General features: G+C 47.0%; 16 protein-coding genes. 6 read left to right on the forward strand and 10 right to left on the reverse strand.

The genetic code is table 11. The features are described 5' to 3' along the window. Positions 1-40: 40 nt before the first annotated feature. From ACT6NV_RS01285 to recR, 3 genes are all read right to left on the reverse strand, one after another. Positions 41-817 (reverse strand): exonuclease domain-containing protein, encoded by a 777-nt coding sequence (locus tag ACT6NV_RS01285; protein WP_445385476.1) that lies wholly within the window; start codon positions 815-817, stop codon positions 41-43. Positions 818-889: 72 nt separating this feature from the next. Then, positions 890-2242 (reverse strand): dihydrolipoamide acetyltransferase family protein, encoded by a 1353-nt coding sequence (locus tag ACT6NV_RS01290; protein ID WP_445385477.1) that lies wholly within the window; start codon positions 2240-2242, stop codon positions 890-892. Positions 2243-2328: 86 nt separating this feature from the next. Continuing rightward, positions 2329-2946, reverse strand: a complete 618-nt coding sequence (gene recR, locus ACT6NV_RS01295; RefSeq protein WP_445385478.1) for a recombination mediator RecR — start codon at positions 2944-2946, stop codon at positions 2329-2331. 136 nt (positions 2947-3082) lie between these two features. On the opposite strand from recR, the gene ACT6NV_RS01300 reads away from it, so the two are divergent. Continuing rightward, a complete protein-coding gene (locus tag ACT6NV_RS01300) occupies positions 3083-4561 on the forward strand; it encodes a sodium:solute symporter (protein WP_445385479.1) in 1479 nt (492 codons plus the stop codon). Here ACT6NV_RS01300 and ACT6NV_RS01305 read toward each other — a convergent pair. After that, entirely contained in the window at positions 4558-4917 is a 360-nt protein-coding gene (locus ACT6NV_RS01305; RefSeq protein WP_445385480.1) for a CoA-binding protein, read from the reverse strand. The two genes, ACT6NV_RS01300 and ACT6NV_RS01305, sit on opposite strands and share 4 nt — an antisense overlap. A gap of 342 nt (positions 4918-5259) precedes the next feature. Here ACT6NV_RS01305 and ACT6NV_RS01310 point away from each other — a divergent pair, with 342 nt between their 5' ends. Then, positions 5260-7719: a TonB-dependent receptor domain-containing protein gene (locus ACT6NV_RS01310; protein ID WP_445385481.1), complete on the forward strand. Its 2460-nt coding sequence runs from the start codon at positions 5260-5262 to the stop codon at positions 7717-7719. Between the two features lie 90 nt (positions 7720-7809). Here ACT6NV_RS01310 and ACT6NV_RS01315 read toward each other — a convergent pair whose 3' ends face one another. Together ACT6NV_RS01315 and ACT6NV_RS01320 are read right to left on the reverse strand one after the other, a co-directional pair. Next, positions 7810-8358 (reverse strand): pyridoxamine 5'-phosphate oxidase family protein, encoded by a 549-nt coding sequence (locus ACT6NV_RS01315; protein WP_445385482.1) that lies wholly within the window; start codon positions 8356-8358, stop codon positions 7810-7812. 26 nt (positions 8359-8384) lie between these two features. Continuing rightward, on the reverse strand, positions 8385-9392 hold the full coding sequence (locus ACT6NV_RS01320; RefSeq protein WP_445385483.1) for a 3-oxoacyl-ACP synthase III family protein: 1008 nt from the start codon (positions 9390-9392) through the stop codon (positions 8385-8387). A gap of 214 nt (positions 9393-9606) precedes the next feature. Between ACT6NV_RS01320 and ACT6NV_RS01325 the strand changes: the two genes are divergently transcribed. Beyond that, positions 9607-12045 (forward strand): alpha/beta hydrolase family protein, encoded by a 2439-nt coding sequence (locus ACT6NV_RS01325; protein WP_445385484.1) that lies wholly within the window; start codon positions 9607-9609, stop codon positions 12043-12045. 2 nt (positions 12046-12047) lie between these two features. Here ACT6NV_RS01325 and ACT6NV_RS01330 read toward each other — a convergent pair whose 3' ends face one another. Both ACT6NV_RS01330 and ACT6NV_RS01335 read right to left on the reverse strand, forming a co-directional pair. Beyond that, positions 12048-13358, reverse strand: coding sequence for an ABC1 kinase family protein (locus ACT6NV_RS01330; protein WP_445385485.1), 1311 nt, complete (start codon positions 13356-13358; stop codon positions 12048-12050). A gap of 18 nt (positions 13359-13376) precedes the next feature. Beyond that, the gene (locus ACT6NV_RS01335; protein ID WP_445385486.1) at positions 13377-14042 is read right to left on the reverse strand and encodes a TetR family transcriptional regulator C-terminal domain-containing protein; all 666 of its coding nucleotides are present in this window, start codon (positions 14040-14042) and stop codon (positions 13377-13379) included. 351 nt (positions 14043-14393) lie between these two features. Here ACT6NV_RS01335 and htpG point away from each other — a divergent pair, with 351 nt between their 5' ends. Then, positions 14394-16286 carry a molecular chaperone HtpG gene (gene htpG, locus ACT6NV_RS01340; protein ID WP_445385487.1) on the forward strand — a complete coding sequence of 631 codons (1893 nt, stop codon included), beginning with the start codon at positions 14394-14396 and terminating at the stop codon, positions 16284-16286. A 93-nt stretch (positions 16287-16379) separates the two neighbouring features. Next, positions 16380-16733: a DoxX family protein gene (locus ACT6NV_RS01345; RefSeq protein ID WP_445385488.1), complete on the forward strand. Its 354-nt coding sequence runs from the start codon at positions 16380-16382 to the stop codon at positions 16731-16733. Positions 16734-16743: 10 nt separating this feature from the next. Here the strand turns inward: ACT6NV_RS01345 and ACT6NV_RS01350 are convergent, their stop codons facing one another. Both ACT6NV_RS01350 and ACT6NV_RS01355 read right to left on the reverse strand, forming a co-directional pair. Further along, positions 16744-17151, reverse strand: coding sequence for a hypothetical protein (locus ACT6NV_RS01350; RefSeq protein ID WP_445385489.1), 408 nt, complete (start codon positions 17149-17151; stop codon positions 16744-16746). Beyond that, positions 17141-17728 (reverse strand): RNA polymerase sigma factor, encoded by a 588-nt coding sequence (locus ACT6NV_RS01355; RefSeq protein WP_445385490.1) that lies wholly within the window; start codon positions 17726-17728, stop codon positions 17141-17143. The genes ACT6NV_RS01350 and ACT6NV_RS01355 overlap by 11 nt, the downstream gene beginning before the upstream one ends. Before the next feature lie 122 nt (positions 17729-17850). Here ACT6NV_RS01355 and ACT6NV_RS01360 point away from each other — a divergent pair, with 122 nt between their 5' ends. Then, the gene (locus ACT6NV_RS01360; protein ID WP_445385491.1) at positions 17851-18204 is read left to right on the forward strand and encodes a DUF6249 domain-containing protein; all 354 of its coding nucleotides are present in this window, start codon (positions 17851-17853) and stop codon (positions 18202-18204) included. The last annotated feature ends 44 nt before the right edge of the window (positions 18205-18248 follow it).

Genomic DNA, 18248 nt, shown 5'->3' on the forward strand with positions numbered 1-18248 from the left:
AATAGTTTTATTATGTGTTAACAGCTTAGTCTAACAGGTTTCAGCCCAATTTATTGTTCAATTTACTCAATTTGATCTGGGTAAGTACCTTTTTGGTATACAACGGAAAGTCTGCATTGAGAATCCATCCGAAATAACCGGGCTCCTGTTCAAGGACCTCCGCAACTTTTTTTCCTTTGTGCTTGCCAAAAGAGAAAACTTCATTGCCCTCTTCATCTTCGATGATAAAACCAGCGAGGTCAACTGCCTGATTATGGGTGGAGAAAGCCGCGAGCTTCTTTATATCGTTTTCCAGGTCCGGATAACGCTCAAGCTGCGAGAGCAAAACCTCATAGGTTGCCTGTGTGTCTGCCGCCGCTCCATGGGCACCCTCCAGGGGTTTGTTGCAGTAAAATTTGTAGGCTGCTTCAAGGGTGCGTTTTTCCATCTTGTGGAAAATGGTTTGCACATCCACCGCAGCTGTATTTTTCATGTCAAAATCCAAACCTGCCCGCAATAATTCCTCAGCAAGCAAGGGGATATCAAAACGATTGGAATTGAAACCGGCCAAATCACAGCCTTGTATCATCTTGTTTATATCCCGGGACAATTCTTTAAAGGTTGGTTCTCCGGCCACCTGTTCGTCTGTAATGCCATGGATGGCTGAGGCTTCCTCGGGTATGGGGATTTCAGGATTTACCCGCCAGGTTCTCCCTTCTTTATTGCCGTTTGGAAAAATTTTAAGGATGGCGATCTCAACAATCCGGTCCTTTGCGACATTGGTCCCCGTGGTTTCCAGGTCAAAAAAACAGATTGGCCTTTTTAAATTTAATTGCATGCGTTTTGTTTAAAACAAAGTATTTCCAGGTTCAAAAGGAACCTTTTCTTTATTGCAACTGTAAAGAACGCTCTAAAACTCGCGCTCCGGATCCCAGGCTTCCAGGTAATCGGCCACAGCCTTAACGAACATTCCGCCCAAAGCCCCGTTGACCACCCGGTGGTCATAACTGTGGGACAAATACATTTTTGAACGGATGCCGATAAAGTCGCCCTCGGCGGTCTCTATCACGGCGGGCATCTTGCGGATGGCACCAAGGGCAAGGATTCCCACCTGTGGCTGGTTGATGATGGGGGTACCGAAAACACTGCCAAAACTCCCTACGTTGGTTACCGTATAGGTCCCATCCTGTATCTCATCCGGTTTCAGGGCGTTGTTGCGGGCACGTGTAGCCAGGTCATTAACCGCCTTTGCCATCCCGACCAAATTGAGCTGGTCTGCGTTGCGGATAACCGGTACGATCAAATTGCCATCCGGTAAGGCAGCTGCCATCCCGATATTTATCTGCCTCCTTTTAATGACAGTATCTCCATCCAGGGAAATATTCATCATCGGGTATTTCTTCAGGGCTTTTGCGACTGCTTCCATGAATATCGGGGTGTAGGTTAATTTTTCACCTTCCCGCTTTTCAAAAGCATTCTTATTCTTTTCCCTCCATTTTACCACCTCGGTGACGTCCACCTCCACAAAACTCTGTACATGGGCCGAAGTGGTCACGCTTTCCGCCATGTGTTTGGCAATTAATTTCCCCATACGGCTCAGGGGAATGCGTTCATCCCCTCCCGCCATGGACAGCGGGGCTTTTTCGGGTTTATCCTCACTTTTAACGGCTTGAGATGGCTTCCCGGCAACAGTTGCGGGGGCCTCCGGACTGGCCGCAGGCTTCACTTTGGCACCTCCTTTTCGGCTTTCTATATAGGCCAGCATATCGTCTTTAGTAACCCGGCCTCCCTGTCCGGAACCGTTTATGCTGTCCAGTTCTTGCTGGGAAATCCCTTCTTCCCGCGCCATATTGCGCACCAGCGGGGAGTAGAAGCGTTCGGAATGCGAAACCACTTCTGTTGGTTTATGTATGGTTTCCACCGCTTTTTCAACGGACTCCTCCACAGCCTGCACCGCTTCATCCGGCGCAGGTTCTGCCACAGCGGGGTTTTCTGCAACAGTGCCTCCCGTGTTTTCATCGCCCTCTGTTTCAATTACTGCCACGGTCTGGCCCACTTTTATAACATCGTCTACCTCGAATAGTTTTTCGAGCAGTACCCCTTCTACTTCGCTAGGCACTTCAGAATCCACCTTGTCTGTTGCTATTTCGAAAACCGCCTCATCTGCTTCAATGCTTTCTCCCACCTCCTTAAGCCATGAAGTAAGGGTAGCCTCGGCCACACTCTCCCCCATCTGCGGTAATTTCAATTCAAATTTTGCCATATTCCTATATTGATCGCCTGTAGCGGACTATTTTTTGCAAAAATAATAAAATAGCGTCCTTATTTTAATGTATTTTATAATATCTCCTATCGATTAAGGGATCCTTCAAAGGGAATCCGTTGCAGGATAGACCTTCCGAGGGTAACCTCATCTGCATACTCCAACTCATCCCCCACGGGGATTCCACGAGCAATAGTACTCAAACGTAAAGCGGTTTCACCCAACTGCTTGAAAATATAAAAATTGGTGGTGTCCCCTTCCATAGTTGCACTAAGGGCAAAAATGAGCTCTTTGACTTCCCCGTTCTTAGCCTTCTTAATCAAGGTATCTATATGAAGGTCTTGCGGCCCTACCCCTTCCATAGGCGATATCTTACCCCCAAGAACATGGTAAATCCCCCTGTAATGCCCTGTATTCTCAATGGCCATCACATCCCGGATGTCTTCCACCACACAAACGATGCTATGATCTCTTTTAGGATTGCTGCAAATATCACAAACCTCCCTGTCGGAAAGGTTATGGCACTGCCTGCATTGCTGAATCTGGGTTCGCAGCGTTCTGAGGGCCTCAGATAAGCGCTCGGTCTGCTCGGCGGGCTGTTTGAGCAGGTGCAATACCAGCCTGAGGGCCGTTCTCTTTCCGATTCCCGGCAAGCGCGAGACTTCATCTACCGCCTCTTCCAATAATCTGGACGAAATTTCCATACCCACAAAATTACGTATCTATTTTAAGTTTTGTACTTTGGCCTCCAATTTTATTAAACCCTGTTAAGGACAAGCAATCGCCGTTTCCCAAACGGCCGCGGTCTGCAAGAGCAAGAAATATTACGAGAAGAAAAAGATGTCCCCATCCTTTATTTTATCCCTGATCGGCCTGTATTTCATCCTCCTGCTTACCATTTCCTATTTTACCGGAAGGAATGATTCCAATGAGGACTTTTTTCAGGCAGGCCGTCAGTCTCCCTGGTATGTGGTCGCCTTTGGAATGATTGGGGCTTCCTTATCCGGAGTTACCTTTATTTCAGTCCCCGGATGGGTTCAGGATGCTTCTTTCAGCTATATGCAGGTGGTTTTCGGCTATCTGGCAGGATACCTTGTTATCGCCTTTGTATTACTGCCTATTTACTACCGACTCGGTCTTACTTCCATTTACGAATACCTGGAACAACGCTTCGGCTGGATGAGCTATAAAGTGGGTGCTATCTCATTTTTTGTTTCCCGGGTACTCGGTGCCTCTTTCAGGCTTTTCCTGGTTGCCATAGTACTGCAGCAATTTGTCTTCGATGCCTGGGGTGTGCCTTTTGAAGTTACCGTAGTACTTTCAATTTTACTGATCTGGATCTATACGTTCCGCGGCGGGATCAAGACCATTGTGTGGACCGACACCTTACAGACCCTGTTTATGCTGCTATCGGTAGGGTTTTCCATATATTTCATCAATGAGCGGATTGGCTGGTCCTTCAGTGAGTTCCTGCAGTCCCCTGCCCTGGACTCCTTTGATCAAATCTGGTTTACAGAATCCATAGCAGACAAGAACCACCTTGTAAAATCATTTTTAGGCGGGATGTTCATCACTATTTGTATGACCGGCCTGGACCAGGACATGATGCAGAAAAACCTCAGCTGCCGTTCCCTTAAGGATGCCCGAAAGAATATGATCAGTTTCAGCATTGTATTGATCCTGGTCAACTTTGTATTCCTGTTGCTGGGGGCATTGTTGTTTATCTACGCCGAAAAATTTCAAATCGGTATCCCGCTGATGGATGGGAGCCCCAAGACGGATTTACTCTTTCCTGAAATAGCCCTGAATTCGGGCCTGGGGAATGTGGTGGGAATTACCTTTATGCTGGGCCTGATTGCCGCGGCGTACAGCAGTGCGGACAGTGCGCTAACTTCCCTTACCACTTCCTTTTGCGTAGATTTTATGGGAATTTCCTCCCGACCTGCCGCACTTCAAAAAAGACTCCGCAAACAGGTACACGTGGGCATGAGTGTGTTGCTAATTTTGGTGGTCATCCTTTTTAAATATGTACTGGACCGCAATGTGATCGATAGCCTGCTAACGGTTGCAACCTATACGTACGGACCCTTACTTGGCCTGTTCGCCTTCGGTATTTTTACGCCCTACCACCTTAAAGACCGCTGGGTATGGGTGGTTGCCCTGGCCGTAATTGGCCTGATCAGCCTGCTGGCGAATTTTTCGGAGAGCTTGCTGGGCGATTATCAGATCGGTTACGAACTGCTGCCCCTCAACGGGCTGCTTACTTTCCTGGGCTTATTGCTGATTCGCAGACCAGCAGGGCCCAAACAGCAAGCCTAGTACTGCCCCATTGAAAGCATTACCAGTGTACAGCCTATTTCTAAGGATATTCCTTCCCTTTTTAGCAAAGCGTAGAGTTCGGGGTTTTCAGTCCCGGGATTAAAAATTACCCTCCTGGGTCGGATTTCTAAAATCTTTTGATAAAAAGCTTCCTGCCGCCTGGGGTTCATGTAAAGCGTTATGGTGTCAATATCACCTATGTTTTCCAGGCTGGTCCTGACCGGAATTCCATGGGCTGTCCCGGAACGGAGTCCAAAAGCGACCACCTCATAACCGTGCTGAACCAGGCGTTTTATCGCGATATTACTGTAGCGTCCGGGATTTAAGGAAGCTCCAAATACCAAAGTTTTTACCATTCTCTTTGTTTGCTGTTAAAGTATGTTAAGCGGTGTAACGAAGGTACTTTTCTTTCGTCTATTATACATATTGCAAAAATATCATCATTGATACTGCTATATTTTTTGTAGTTAATGGTTAGTGTTTAGTGTAGCATGTCAATGAAAGAAACCCCGAAGGTAAAATATACCCCGGGGTTTCTCCTTTTAAGAAGCTCATTAGTAAGGGATAAGCCGCAACAATTTTTCAATTTCCGGGATTTCTAAAATGTTAAAATAGATTCAATCCGTAACATTTTCCAGGGGGAGTCGTCAAGTTAGTATCATCAATCAATTAATCAATCAATCAATAAACGAACAGTTATGTATAAGCGCATACTGGTGCTGGCCTGTTTCCTTTCGGGCCTCTTAAGCACCGCAGCCACCACCTTGCCGGACCCCGAACCCGATCTGAAAATTGGAAGCGTCAGCGGTACCGTAATTGACCAAACCCTGCAGCAACCGGTTCCCTATGCCGCGATTGTAATTAAGCGGATCTCAGATAACAATACTGTCACCGGAGGGATTACTCTGGAATCGGGGGCTTTTACAATCGAAAAACTGGAAGAAGGCGACTATTTGCTCGAAGTACAGTTTATCGGATACCGGACCTTCAGCCGGAAATTCACCATAACCAAAAAAGACCGGAAAATATCCCTGGGTACCATCTCTTTGGAGGAGGAAACCACTGAATTGAATGAGGTGGAACTGGTGGCGGAACGCACCACTATTGAACAGAAAATTGACCGGAAGGTAATCAACGTAGGGAAAGACCTGACCACTACCGGGGCCACCGCATCCGATATCATGAACAATATCCCTTCCCTTAATGTAGACCAGCAAACCGGTGACCTGAGTCTTAGGGGAAATTCCAATGTGCGGGTAATGGTAGACGGGAAATTATCCAACATCCCGGTAGCCCAATTGCTAAAGCAAATCCCCTCAAATGCTATAAAATCGATTGAACTGATAACCAACCCTTCAGCCAAGTACAACCCTGAAGGCATGAGTGGGATTGTCAATATTGTACTGCACAAGAACGCCAATATTGGTTTTAACGGAAATATCAATATGGGTTTAACCAAAGGGATAGAGGCGAAATTCAACAATTCCCTGGACCTGAATTACCGAAACGGAAAATTCAATTTTTATGGGAACGGGAGTACCAACATCGGCAAATATGTCAATGATGGCCAGATAAACCGGACGGAGGAAGATTCCCGTCAAATTTTTGACATCCTTAGCAACAACAAATCCTATCTGTATAAGCTTGGGTTCGATTTCTACCTGAACGAAAAAAATACCTTGTCCTTTTTTACCAATCAAAACTACTTTGACGGGGGAACCGATGCCAATACGGATGTGATCTATAATGCGAACACAGCCCTGAACACCTCTCAGTTATTCCTGAACCAGCAGGATAACCACAGTGAACAGTACAATTTTGATTATAAGCTTGAATTCGCAAAAGAAGGGCATAACCTGGAACTGGAAGTGGATTACAACCGCTATAACAGCGATGAGGTAGCCGATTTTGAAATAACCGGGAACTCCCCCTTCCCCGATTATACAGATTTTGTGGACACCGAAAGGGACCAGACTATTGCTAACCTGGATTATGTAAACCCACTGGATTCCATTTCCAAACTGGAACTGGGAGTAGAGGCGCGAATTTTTGAAACAAATGTGGGTTACAATTCCACGGGGTTTTCCTTTAATTCTCAGGGGCAAATCGTCCCCACCCCAAATACAGACTTTATATATGGGATGGATATTTATTCTGCCTATGCTACCTATGGGCGGAACTACGAGAAATGGTCCTACCAGCTGGGCTTCAGGGTGGAAGACGTAGAAGTAAAAGCAGACACCAACCAGGTGCGCGCCTTTACAGACAGTTACACACAAGTGTATCCTTCTGCCTTTCTGACCTATTCCCCTTCAGAAAAAAACCAGTACCAGCTCAGTATGAGTCGGAGGGTAGACCGACCCGGTTTGGGCCAGGTAAATCCAGTCAGGGAATGGGCCTCCGCCCTTATTTCTTCCTTCGGGAACCCGAATCTGGTACCGCAGTTTACGACCTCCTATGAGGCGAATTATACCCGGAGGTTAAAAGCGGGGAGCCTGACAGCCGGGGTTTTTTATCGTACCATTAAAGACCAGATCAACCGGGCCGTGTTTGTAGACCGCCTGGATTTAAACCGCATCATCCTCACCTATGACAATTTCGATGACAACGATGCCTACGGGATTGAATTATCGACTAACCTCAAACCGGCAAAATGGTGGAATATCAACGGCAGTTTTGACCTGTATACTCAAACACAACGGGGTATTACAGAACGCCTGCTCACGGACAATTTAACGGCCACAGAGGATGATATTGTACAGGAAACCGTAGAAGTAGACAACACCGCCTGGAACCTCAGGATGAATAACAGTTTTACGGCAAGCAAAAGCCTTACCTTCCAGTTATTCGGATTTTACAGGGGGCAAAACCGTACCATACAGTTTACCATGAAGCCCATGTATTTTGTAAACGTGGGGGCCCGATACAGCTTCGCCCAGGGTAAAGGTACCCTGAGCCTGAACTTTAATGACGTCTTTAATACCATGCGCTTTGCCTTTGACGGGGATCAGCCCTTCGTGCAGAATGGTGAATTCAACTGGGAGAGCCAGAACCTCTTTGTTGGAATGTCATACCGCTTTGGAAGCGGCAAAAACCGGGCTGGTAAACGCAAAAGAAGGGATAGTAACACCAAGGAAGGCAGTGGTGGACTTTTCTAGGTGAATTAAAAGCGCGCCCGTGGAGGATTGGTTGGTTAGCTTTCCGGGTGCTGCTTTAAAAGGACCCCGGACCGTTTGGTCCGGGGTTCCTTATTTTTCAGGGGGGAGGCCCGTATCCAGGCCATCCAGACTCTGGCTGTTTTTATTTTTCCGGTATTCCCTGAGGCCTTCCGTTCCCAGGTTTCTGGCCCAGGGTTCCAGCATGTCACGCTCGCCCTTGTATTCCAGATAGGGCACTCCCATCCCGCAGGAAGTTTGGACCAGGTTAACACTTACATCGAAAAGCTGACGGCTACCGGCGAAATCCTCAAAATGACCGTAAAGCTCTTCCCAGTCGGGATCGTTTTTGTGCAGCGTCCGCGCCGTCCCGTAAAGCCTTAAAATCAGGGGAGGCCCCTCAAAGGCACAAAACATCAGGGTTATTCTGGGATGTTTCTGTAAATGGGCAGCCGTTTCATTTCCACTACCGGTCAGATTAAGCCAGACAACCCGGTTATTTCCCAATACCTTTAGGGTATCCATCCCCTTGGGTGAGAGGTTAATTTTCCCATCCTCCATGGCCGTAGCCACAAAAAATAAAGGTTGGGCTTCAATGAATTCGATCAGTTTGGTGTTGAGTCCGGGCAATTGTTTTCCCATAGTTATGCTATTAGGGGGCCCTTTGTTTACCAGCGGATAATTACACTTCCCCAGGTAAAGCCACTGCCAAAAGCAGCCAGTACAACCAGGTCCCCTTCCTTGATTTTGCCGGATTCCCAGGCTTCGGTAAGGGCAATGGGGATGCTGGCAGCAGTGGTATTCCCGTATTTCATGATATTGTTATACACCTGTTCATCGGAAAGTCCGAATTTCTTCTGGATAAACTGAGAAATACGCAGGTTGGCCTGGTGGGGGATTAACATATCAATGTCCGAGGTCTGCAAATTATTTTGTTTTAGGCCTTCCATGATGACCTCGCTAAAACGCACTACGGCATTTTTAAACACAAACTGCCCGTTCATATAGGGGTAATACGACTCATCTTCAGGGTCGTTGTCCTCCAGGATGTCGGTTACCCATCTTTTACCCATTCCCGGGGCTATCAGGGATAATTCTTCGGCATGCTGCCCTTCCGAGTGCAGGTGTGTGGACAGGATGCCTTTGTCAGGGTCCTCTTCCCGGCTCAGTACGGCTGCGCCGGCCCCGTCACCGAAAATAACGGAGACCCCCCTGCCACGGGTAGTCATATCCAGCCCATGGGAATGCAATTCCGAACCGATAACCAGAACATTCTTGTACATCCCGGTTTTAATATACTGGTCTGCAAGCGAAATCCCGTAAACGAAACCGGAACACTGGTTCCGGATATCCACCGCTCCTACTGTGGGGAGCCCCAGGTCTCTCTGAACCAGAACTCCGGGTCCCGGAAAGTAATAGTCCGGACTGAGGGTCGCAAAAACAATAAAGTCTATGTCATCTTTGTCAATGCCCGCCCGTTCAATCGCAATGCGGGCTGCCTTTACCCCCATGGAAGTGGTGGTATCTTCGCCTTTTATGACATGCCGTCTTTCCTGTATACCTGTACGCTCCTGAATCCAGGCGTCATTGGTATCCATCCGTTTGGACAGGTCATCATTGGTCACTACGTTATCGGGCACAAAAAAGCCGAGCCCTTTAATCTTGGAGTTGTACATATTGAGTAGCGTTTGGTTTGAAAGCCCGCTAAAAAGCAAATTGCTGTTTTTCGGAGCCAAGAATAAAAATACCTATAAATGACCAACATACCTAAAAAACAAGATTCAAAATTACATTCGGGCGGAGTCGGGCCCGGAAGTTTGATTCGTGAAAAAGCAGTATCTTCCGGCTGATCATTTCGAATTGAAATTCTTATTAAATATCTCTTTTAAAATGAGCCTACGCTGCCTGTTTATCGCCTTTTTTATCAGTATCTATTCCCATGCCCAACCTGCAACGGAATATCAGAGCCCCCCGGAAGAAATACTCAAGCTGGTCAATGCACAACTTGCCCCATCTGTATGGATGACCGATTCAGGGGAACACATGCTTTTGTTATACCGGCCTGCGTATAAAACGATAGCGGAACTCTCAGAACCGGAATTGCGCCTGGCCGGCCTGCGCATCAATCCAAAAACCAATATTGGCAGCCGGACGACCTATTATAACGATATCCGGATCAAACGGCCCGGGGATAAAGACTCACGCCCCATAAGCGGTTTGCCTCAGCAACCCAGACTGGCCAATTTCAGTTTGTCTCCGGACCAGAGCAAACTGGCGCTGACCCACACCAGCCTTGAAGGCGTAGAGCTTTGGGTGGTAGATCTGGCCGGTGCTTCTGCCAAAAAATTATCCGGCCCGCGCCTGAACGCCAACCTAAGGGATGTGATCAACTGGTTCAAAGATGGGAAATCAGTCCTGGTTAAGATGCTGCCAACAGACCGCAAACCACTTATAAATAGGGATAACCAGATTCCGGCCGGACCGACTATCTCCACCAATGACGGCAAAAAGGCCCAGAACCGCACCTATCAGGACCTGCTGAAAAACCCGGATGACAGCTATAATTTCGAGCAACTGGCCCGTTCGGAACTGGTACAGGTATTTACCAATGGGGAAAGCAAACCCTGGAAAGAAGCCGATATGTACGGGAATATCAGTTTTTCCCCGGATGGAAAGTACCTGATGGTGGTTACCGTAGAAAAGCCTTTTTCATATCTGGTACCCTATTACCGGTTTCCGTCCAAAACAACGATTTATGATTCCCGCGGGCAATTGGTAAAAACAATCCTTGAGGTACCGCTTATTGAAGACCTTCCCAAAGGATTTATGGCGGAGCGAACCGGGATGCGGGACCTGAGCTGGCGCAGCGACCGGGCAGCCACCCTTACCTATGCTGAAGCCCTGGACGGGGGCGACCCGGCTAATGAGGTGGCTTTTCGGGATCAGGTATACCAGCTGGAAGCCCCCTTTGACGGGCCCGGAACTCCCCTGATCAAAACTCAAAACCGGTTTATGCGTATTATTTGGGGTAATGATCAAAAGGCCATCGCCTTGGACCGCTGGTGGAATAACCGCAATACGAAAACGTATTTGTTTAACCCCTCAGACCCCGGAGAGGAACCCGTAATATTATCAGACAGGAACTATCAGGACCGCTATAGCGACCCGGGGGATTTTGTGACCGAAAGGAATGCGTATAATATGCCCGTTCTGGCCCTTGATAAAAAAGGGAACGCCTTTCTTTTGGGGGATGGCTATACCGCTTCCGGTCAGTTTCCCTTTGTAGACCGCATGGATCTGAGCAAGCTGGAAAAAACCCGTTTATACGTTTCCCGGCTTGAAGACAAGATGGAGAACCTGATCGACTACAAACCTGAAAAAGACCAGCTGCTGGTTCAGATAGAATCTGCCTCTGAGCACCCCAATTACTATTACAAAAGCCTTGTCAGGAGAAAAGGTCCGCAGCAACTTACATTCTTTGAAAACCCCTTTAAGAGTATTCAGGAAGTTCACAAGGAGGTAATTACCTATAAGCGGGAAGACGGCCTCGAACTGAGTGCCACCCTGTATCTGCCCGTGGGCTACGAAATGGAAGCCAGGGAAAAGAGGCCCATGATCCTCTGGGCATATCCCAGGGAGTACAAGGATAAAAACAGTGCCTCCCAGAATACCCAAAACCCCAATGAGTTTACCTATCCGTACTGGGGCTCACCCGTTTATTGGGTTAGCCGCGGCTATGTGGTGCTGGATGACGCTGCTTTTCCAATTATAGGCGAAGGGGACGAACAGCCCAACGACAGTTTCCGAAAGCAATTGGTTGCGAATGCAAAAGCAGCAATAGATGCCGTAGATGCCCTGGGTTATATAGACAGGGAGAAGGTTGCGGTAGGCGGGCACAGCTATGGGGCCTTTATGGTTGCCAACCTTTTGTCCCATTCCGATTTGTTTGCCGCCGGTATCGCAAGGAGCGGTGCCTACAACCGTACCCTAACTCCATTTGGCTTCCAAAGTGAGGAACGCAATTACTGGGAGGCTCCCGAGGTTTATTACACAATGTCTCCCTTTATGCATGCCGATAAGATGAAGACGCCACTGCTCCTGATCCATGGGGAAGCCGATAATAATTCGGGTACCTATCCGATGCAAAGTGAGCGCTACTTTAATGCCCTTAAAGGTCTTGGGGCTACAGTACGCCTGGTTATGCTGCCCAAAGAAAGTCACGGTTACCGGGCAAAGGAAAGTATTTTACATATGCTCTGGGAGCAGGACCAATGGCTGGAAACCTATCTGAAAGGTCCGGCACAGGACGCCGCAAGTGGCAAAAAATAAGTTTAATCCAGGTATTTCCGGAACTCATTTACATTAACGGTCGCCTTCAGGTCATACAGCAGATTGTAAAGGCCGAAAAAAGTCCGGTTGATATACAGGAAGTGACGCGAGCCACGGTTGGCGTTCATTTTTCGGATTTGGTCGTCCTTGGAGAAACGCTCGCTGAGCGAAGCGATCTGGCCCCAGAATTCCGCGTTTGAAAAGTCAAAGGTCTCTGAGTTAAAGGGACGGGTAAAGAGTTCCAGCATTTCGTGGAACAGCGCCTTAAAAAACACTGTTTCCTCAGGGCTGTCGGTTGGTGTCAGGATTTCCAGTTCCTCTAACTTCCGGGTAAAAAAGGCATCATTATTAAAATTGGAACTGTTGGCCAGTTCAAAATATGGAGTGTAGAAAGACTCCGGGATTTCCTTGATACAACCAAAGTCTATGGCAATGAGCGCCCCATCCTCCCCTACCAGGAAATTCCCGGGGTGCGGGTCTGCATGTACCTTTCTAAGACCGTGAATCTGAAACATATAAAAGTCCCAGAGGGCCTGACCCAGACGGTCTCCCGTAGCAGGGTCAAAATCAGTTTTTGTGAATTCCCCCAGATGTAGTCCCTGCATCCAATCCATGGTGAGGATACGCTCAGAAGACAATTGGCGGTAATAATTGGGGAAACGCATTCCGGGCAGGTGGGCACAGGCCCTGGTAATGGTCTCGCTTTGTTCTAATTCAAGGATGTAATCGGTTTCTTCAATAAGTTTTTCTTCAACCTCCCTGAAATACTTTTCCGTATCCTTGCCTTTCAGGTTAAACATTTTACTGGCAACCGGTTTTACCAGGGCGAGATCGCTGCTGATGCTTTCCGAAACGCCGGGGTATTGAATTTTTACAGCCAGTTTCTTTCCGTCCTTTGTCGCCCGGTGTACTTGTCCGATACTGGCGGCATTAACGGACTCAGCCTCAAAAGAGTCAAAAAGCTCTTCTGGAAATTTGCCAAAGTATTTGCGAAAGGTCTTCCGAACCAGCGGGCCGGAAAGCGGCGGGACCGAGAATTGTGCCAGACTAAATCGCTCCACATAGGCCCGGGGCAGCAGGTTTTTTTCCATACTGAGCATTTGCGCAACCTTCAGCGCGCTGCCCTTGAGGCTTTTAAGACCGTCATAGACATCCCTGGCGTTTTGTTCATTCAGGTCTTCTTTATCAAGATCGGGCTGAATCAACTTTTTGCCGTAGTACTTAACATAATTACCTCCAAGTTTTACACCTGTTTGCACCAGTTTTCCGGCACGTTCAATTTTAGAGGTAGGTATGCGGTCTAATGATTTCATGTAGGGAGAATGGATATATTAATTAAAGCTGAAACGCTCCTGTAATAGAAATTTGCCAAAATCCACTACCCGCTCCAGTGGGGTATTATCGAAGACGTCGAAGATGGTATTGACTGATTTTTCGATGGCCACATCTGTTTTTTCAAAACCGGCAGAGTCATCTTTCATCCAAAAACGGATTAAAAACAAAAGCTGCAACCAGGCGCCCTCTGAAAATAACTGGGTGTTATACTGTGTAAGCCTTATTGACTTCTCACTGTTGGCGGTATCCAACAATTCCGTTGCGTACGATTTTATTCCGGCGCGCAGGTCTGAGAGTTGCTGCAATTGTTTCAGGTTGCCCTCAGATCCTTCCAGGGCAAACAGTACATAGGATCTGTTTAAATTCAGCAATTCAAAGAAAGTGAAGAAGAAACCCAGCATTTTTTCGCGGTTGCCATAGGTTTCATATTGCTTATCGGCCTGCAATGCATCCAGACTCTGGTCAAAAAAAGATTTCCAAATACCTTTTTTTAGGCCCTCCAGTGACCCGAAAAGGTTGTAGAAATCAGCTTCCTTGATTTTTTGTTCCTTACAAAATTTGTAGATACTCCTGGGGTACTGTTCGTGCTCCAGGGTATAGGTCATATAGGCAGTAAAAAGTGCTTTCCTGTCTGTTTTTGGAGTTGATTTTTTAGCACTCATAAAAATATATTTTTGTTTAAGCAAAGATATTTATTATTAAACATTATTAGTGTTAAAAAAGTATGAATTAATTGAAAATAAAAAGCGCGTTTTCGGGGGAAAACGCGCTTTCAAACAACCTAACCAATTAATAAACAAACTGATTACAAACTTCAAAATGCTTTTAGCTATCTTGAACTCGAATCGATACACAAATATAATATCGTTTAATTATTACACAAATTATATAAACAAAAAATATTGTTAAATTTTTATGGGCAGGCTTCGGGGCAGTCCTGCTATGTCAGTTTGTCACTCTCAGCGGTCTTGGTATTTTTTTTGAAGCAGAGCAGGCAAAAACAATAAATAGTTATGGCAACAGGTAAAATCAATGTCTCTGTAGACAACATATTCCCGCTGATAAAAAAATTCCTTTACAGCGATCACGAAATCTTTTTGAGAGAGCTTATCTCAAATGCCACAGATGCTACCCTGAAGTTGAAACACCTTACTGCTATAGGGGAAGCAAAAGTGGAATACGGCAATCCTCAGATCGAAGTAAGAATTGACAAAAAAGCCAAGACCCTTCATATTACGGACCAGGGAATTGGCATGAGCGAAGCCGAAGTTAAAAAATACATCAATGAAGTTGCCTTTTCCGGGGCGGAAGAATTTTTGGATAAATATAAGGACGCCGGAAAAGACGCCGGGATAATTGGTCATTTTGGCCTGGGCTTCTATTCTTCATTTATGGTAGCAGATAAAGTGGAAATCATTACCAAGAGCTACCTGGAAGACAGCCCTGCGGTTCACTGGAGTTGTGACGGCAGCCCGGAATTCACCATTAAAAAAGCCAAAAAGAAAGAGCGGGGAACCGAAATCATCCTGCATATGGCTGAGGACTCCACAGAATTCCTGGAAGAAGGCCGCATCGAAGAATTGCTGCGCAAGTACAACAAATTCATGCCAGTGCCTATTAAATTCGGTACCCGAACCGAAACGCTACCCAAACCGGAGGATGCAAAAGAGGAAGACCCTGCCCCAACAAAGGAGGTAGACAATATCATTAACAACCCAAACCCGGCATGGACCAAAAAACCAGCCGACCTGGAGGATGCAGATTATAAGAATTTTTACAGGGAGCTGTACCCCATGCAGTTTGAAGAGCCCCTCTTCCACATCCACCTCAATGTGGATTATCCCTTTAACCTAACCGGGATCCTGTATTTCCCCAAACTCACCAACGATCTCAACCTGCAGAAAGACCGCATTCAGTTGTATCAAAATCAGGTGTTCGTCACAGATAATGTAGAAGGGATTGTACCCGAGTTCCTTACCATGCTCAGAGGGGTTATCGACTCTCCGGATATCCCGCTAAACGTTTCCCGTTCCTACCTGCAGGCAGACGGGGCTGTTAAAAAGATATCCTCCTATATAACCCGGAAGGTTGCAGACAAGCTCAACAGCCTCTTTAAGGAAGACAGGGAAGGTTTTGAGAAGAAGTGGAACGATATTAAGATCGTCATCGAATACGGAATGCTGTCCGAAGATAAATTCTTCGAGAAAGCCGAGAATTTTGCTCTTTACCCAACCGTAGATGGCAATTATTACACCTTTGAGGAAGTACAGGAAAAGCTCAAGGCCCTGCAAACCGATAAGGATGATAAGCTGGTACTTCTTTACGCTTCCGACAAGGAAGCCCAGCACTCCTACATCGAAGCGGCAAAGGCCAAAGGATATGAAGTGCTTCTTATGGACAGCCCTATTGTAGCACATCTGATGCAAAAACTGGAGACATCGAAAGAGAAAATTTCATTTGCCAGGGTAGATGCTGACCATTTGGATAAACTCATTCAAAAAGAGGATACCCAGATCTCCAAACTTTCGGATGATGAAAAAGACAGCCTGAAAGAGCAGCTCAATACAGTGCTGGGAGAGGGCAGTCCCTATACCGTGCAGCTGGAGGCCATGGACAGCGATGCTGCTCCCTTTATGATCACCGAACCGGAATTCATGCGCCGCATGAAGGAAATGCAACAAACCGGAGGAGGTGGTATGTTCGGAATGGGCAATATGCCGGAAATGTATAACCTGGTGGTCAACACAAACCACCCACTGGTTGGAGAAATCCTGGGCACCAAAACGGAGAAAAAGCGCAAACGGCTTATCAATCAGTCCCTGGACCTGGCCAGGCTTTCTAAAGGCCTGCTAAAAGGGGAGGAACTTACCGCCTTTATAAAACGCAGTTATGAGATGGTTAAATAGTGCTTAATGTTTAGATAACTAAAAGCCGCCGCAGAGGCGGCTTTTTTTATGCCTCCCCCCTAATTACGTATGAATAAGCAGTATCTTTTCCGCATGGATACTTCTTGGAGTCTTTACCTGATGTCCGGTGTGTATATAGCTGCAGGGGTGGCTCATTTCCTGTTCCCCAGGATATACCTCCGCATCATGCCCCCCTTTATTCCTTTCCCGAGGGCGGCCGTATACCTCAGCGGAATATTGGAAATCGTTCTGGGTGCTGCATTGCTGATACCTGGCTCTAAAACGATAGCCCTTTACGGAATTATGGCTTTGCTGCTGTTATTCCTTCCGGTACATGCCCATATGCTGCAAGACAAAAAGGCTGCAAGCGGCCTGCCTCAGTGGGTTTTGATCCTGAGGATACCGCTACAGGGCCTGCTGATCTATTGGGCCTATTCCTATCTTTAGAATGGTACCGTCAATGACTGAAGCGCTTTTGTATGTATCCATTGATCCAGTAAAGGTGTAAAAGGGCAAAAACACTAAATGCCATTAATCCGTATGCCAGGTTTGCGGACACCTCAGGAAGGGATATGCCGGACAGGTCCGGGAGAGTCCAGCCCAAATCGAGCTGGCTGCCGAAAGTATTGTCGGGAATTTGCAGCACATCCGTCATTGAAAGGATTATCAGCAAACATGCGAGGCCGCCCAGCAGATACCAAACCCAGGCTGCTATCAGTGGCCTCTGTGGCACTGCTGTTTGTTCTTCTGCCAATAATTGCCTCATTACGGATTCCGTAAAGCCCGGTGGTGCCTCTTCCACAGATGCATTATTTAATAGCTTTTCAATAAATGCGTCCGTCCCTTTTTCCTGATTATCTTTCATATTCCTGTAGCATTTTTCCATTGATTTTGTTTGCCAAGGCCGCTTTAAGTCTCTTTCTGGCGCGATGCAGGCGTACTTTGACGGTTGCCTCCTTAAGGCCCGTAATCTCACCGATTTCCCGAATGCTTTGTTCCTGTAAATAATACAGGCTGATCAGCGAATTATCTTCAAACTGCAACAGAGCGAGTGCCTGATCCAACAGGTCTTTGCGCTCTGCTTCCAACATATTCCTCCACGGACTATCCTCACTTGCCAGTTGAAGGGATTCCGTTTGATGCAATTCATCAAAACGGACTTTCTTTTTTTGAGCCGATACAACATCCAGAATGCGGTAGTAAGCTACTTTATAGAGCCATGTTGAAAATTTGGCGGTTCCCCGGAAACCGGAAAGTCCCTGGAAAGCCTTAACAAAAGCATCCTGAGCTGTTTCCTCCGCCAGTTCTTTGTCCCGTAACATTTTCACAGCAAGGGTATAAACCATGTGCTTATAGCGATCCACCAGAAAGGCATAGGCCTGCTGGTTTCCCTGAAGCACCTGCTCAATCAGCTCCTGATCAGTTGGTCTGCGTTGGTTCATCTATTCGATAAGACGATGGTAATCCAGTAAAGGTTACAAATTTTTCCGGTTAATTGTAACCTCCTGCCAGAAATTGGCGTCCGATAGGGTGTGAATCAATTAAAAACTTTAAAATAAATCACATGGGAGGAGAAATAATTGTTTTTGTCGGGTTTTTCGGAGTCATCTTCGGGATTGCGTATCTGTACCTGTCTACCCGCAATAAGGAACGGCTGGCACTCATTGAAAAAGGGGCTGAAGCCAGTATTTTTGTGCGGGGTAAAAAAGGACATACCCAGCCTATCTGGAAAGTCCTGACCCTTAACCTGGCCCTGCTTTTAATGGGGATAGGCGCAGGAGTAATGCTTGGAGGCATGCTCAGTGAACTGCTTGGGCTGGACGAGGATTTCGTTATGCCCGGATCCATCTTCCTGCTTGCCGGGACGGGCCTACTTATCGGCTTTTTCCTGACCCGGAAAATGGACAGGGAAGACTGACAGACCAGCTGAACAGAAAAACAAGCCGCCTGCTGAGGGCGGTT

The sequence above is a fragment of the Robiginitalea insularis genome (assembly GCF_052497835.1).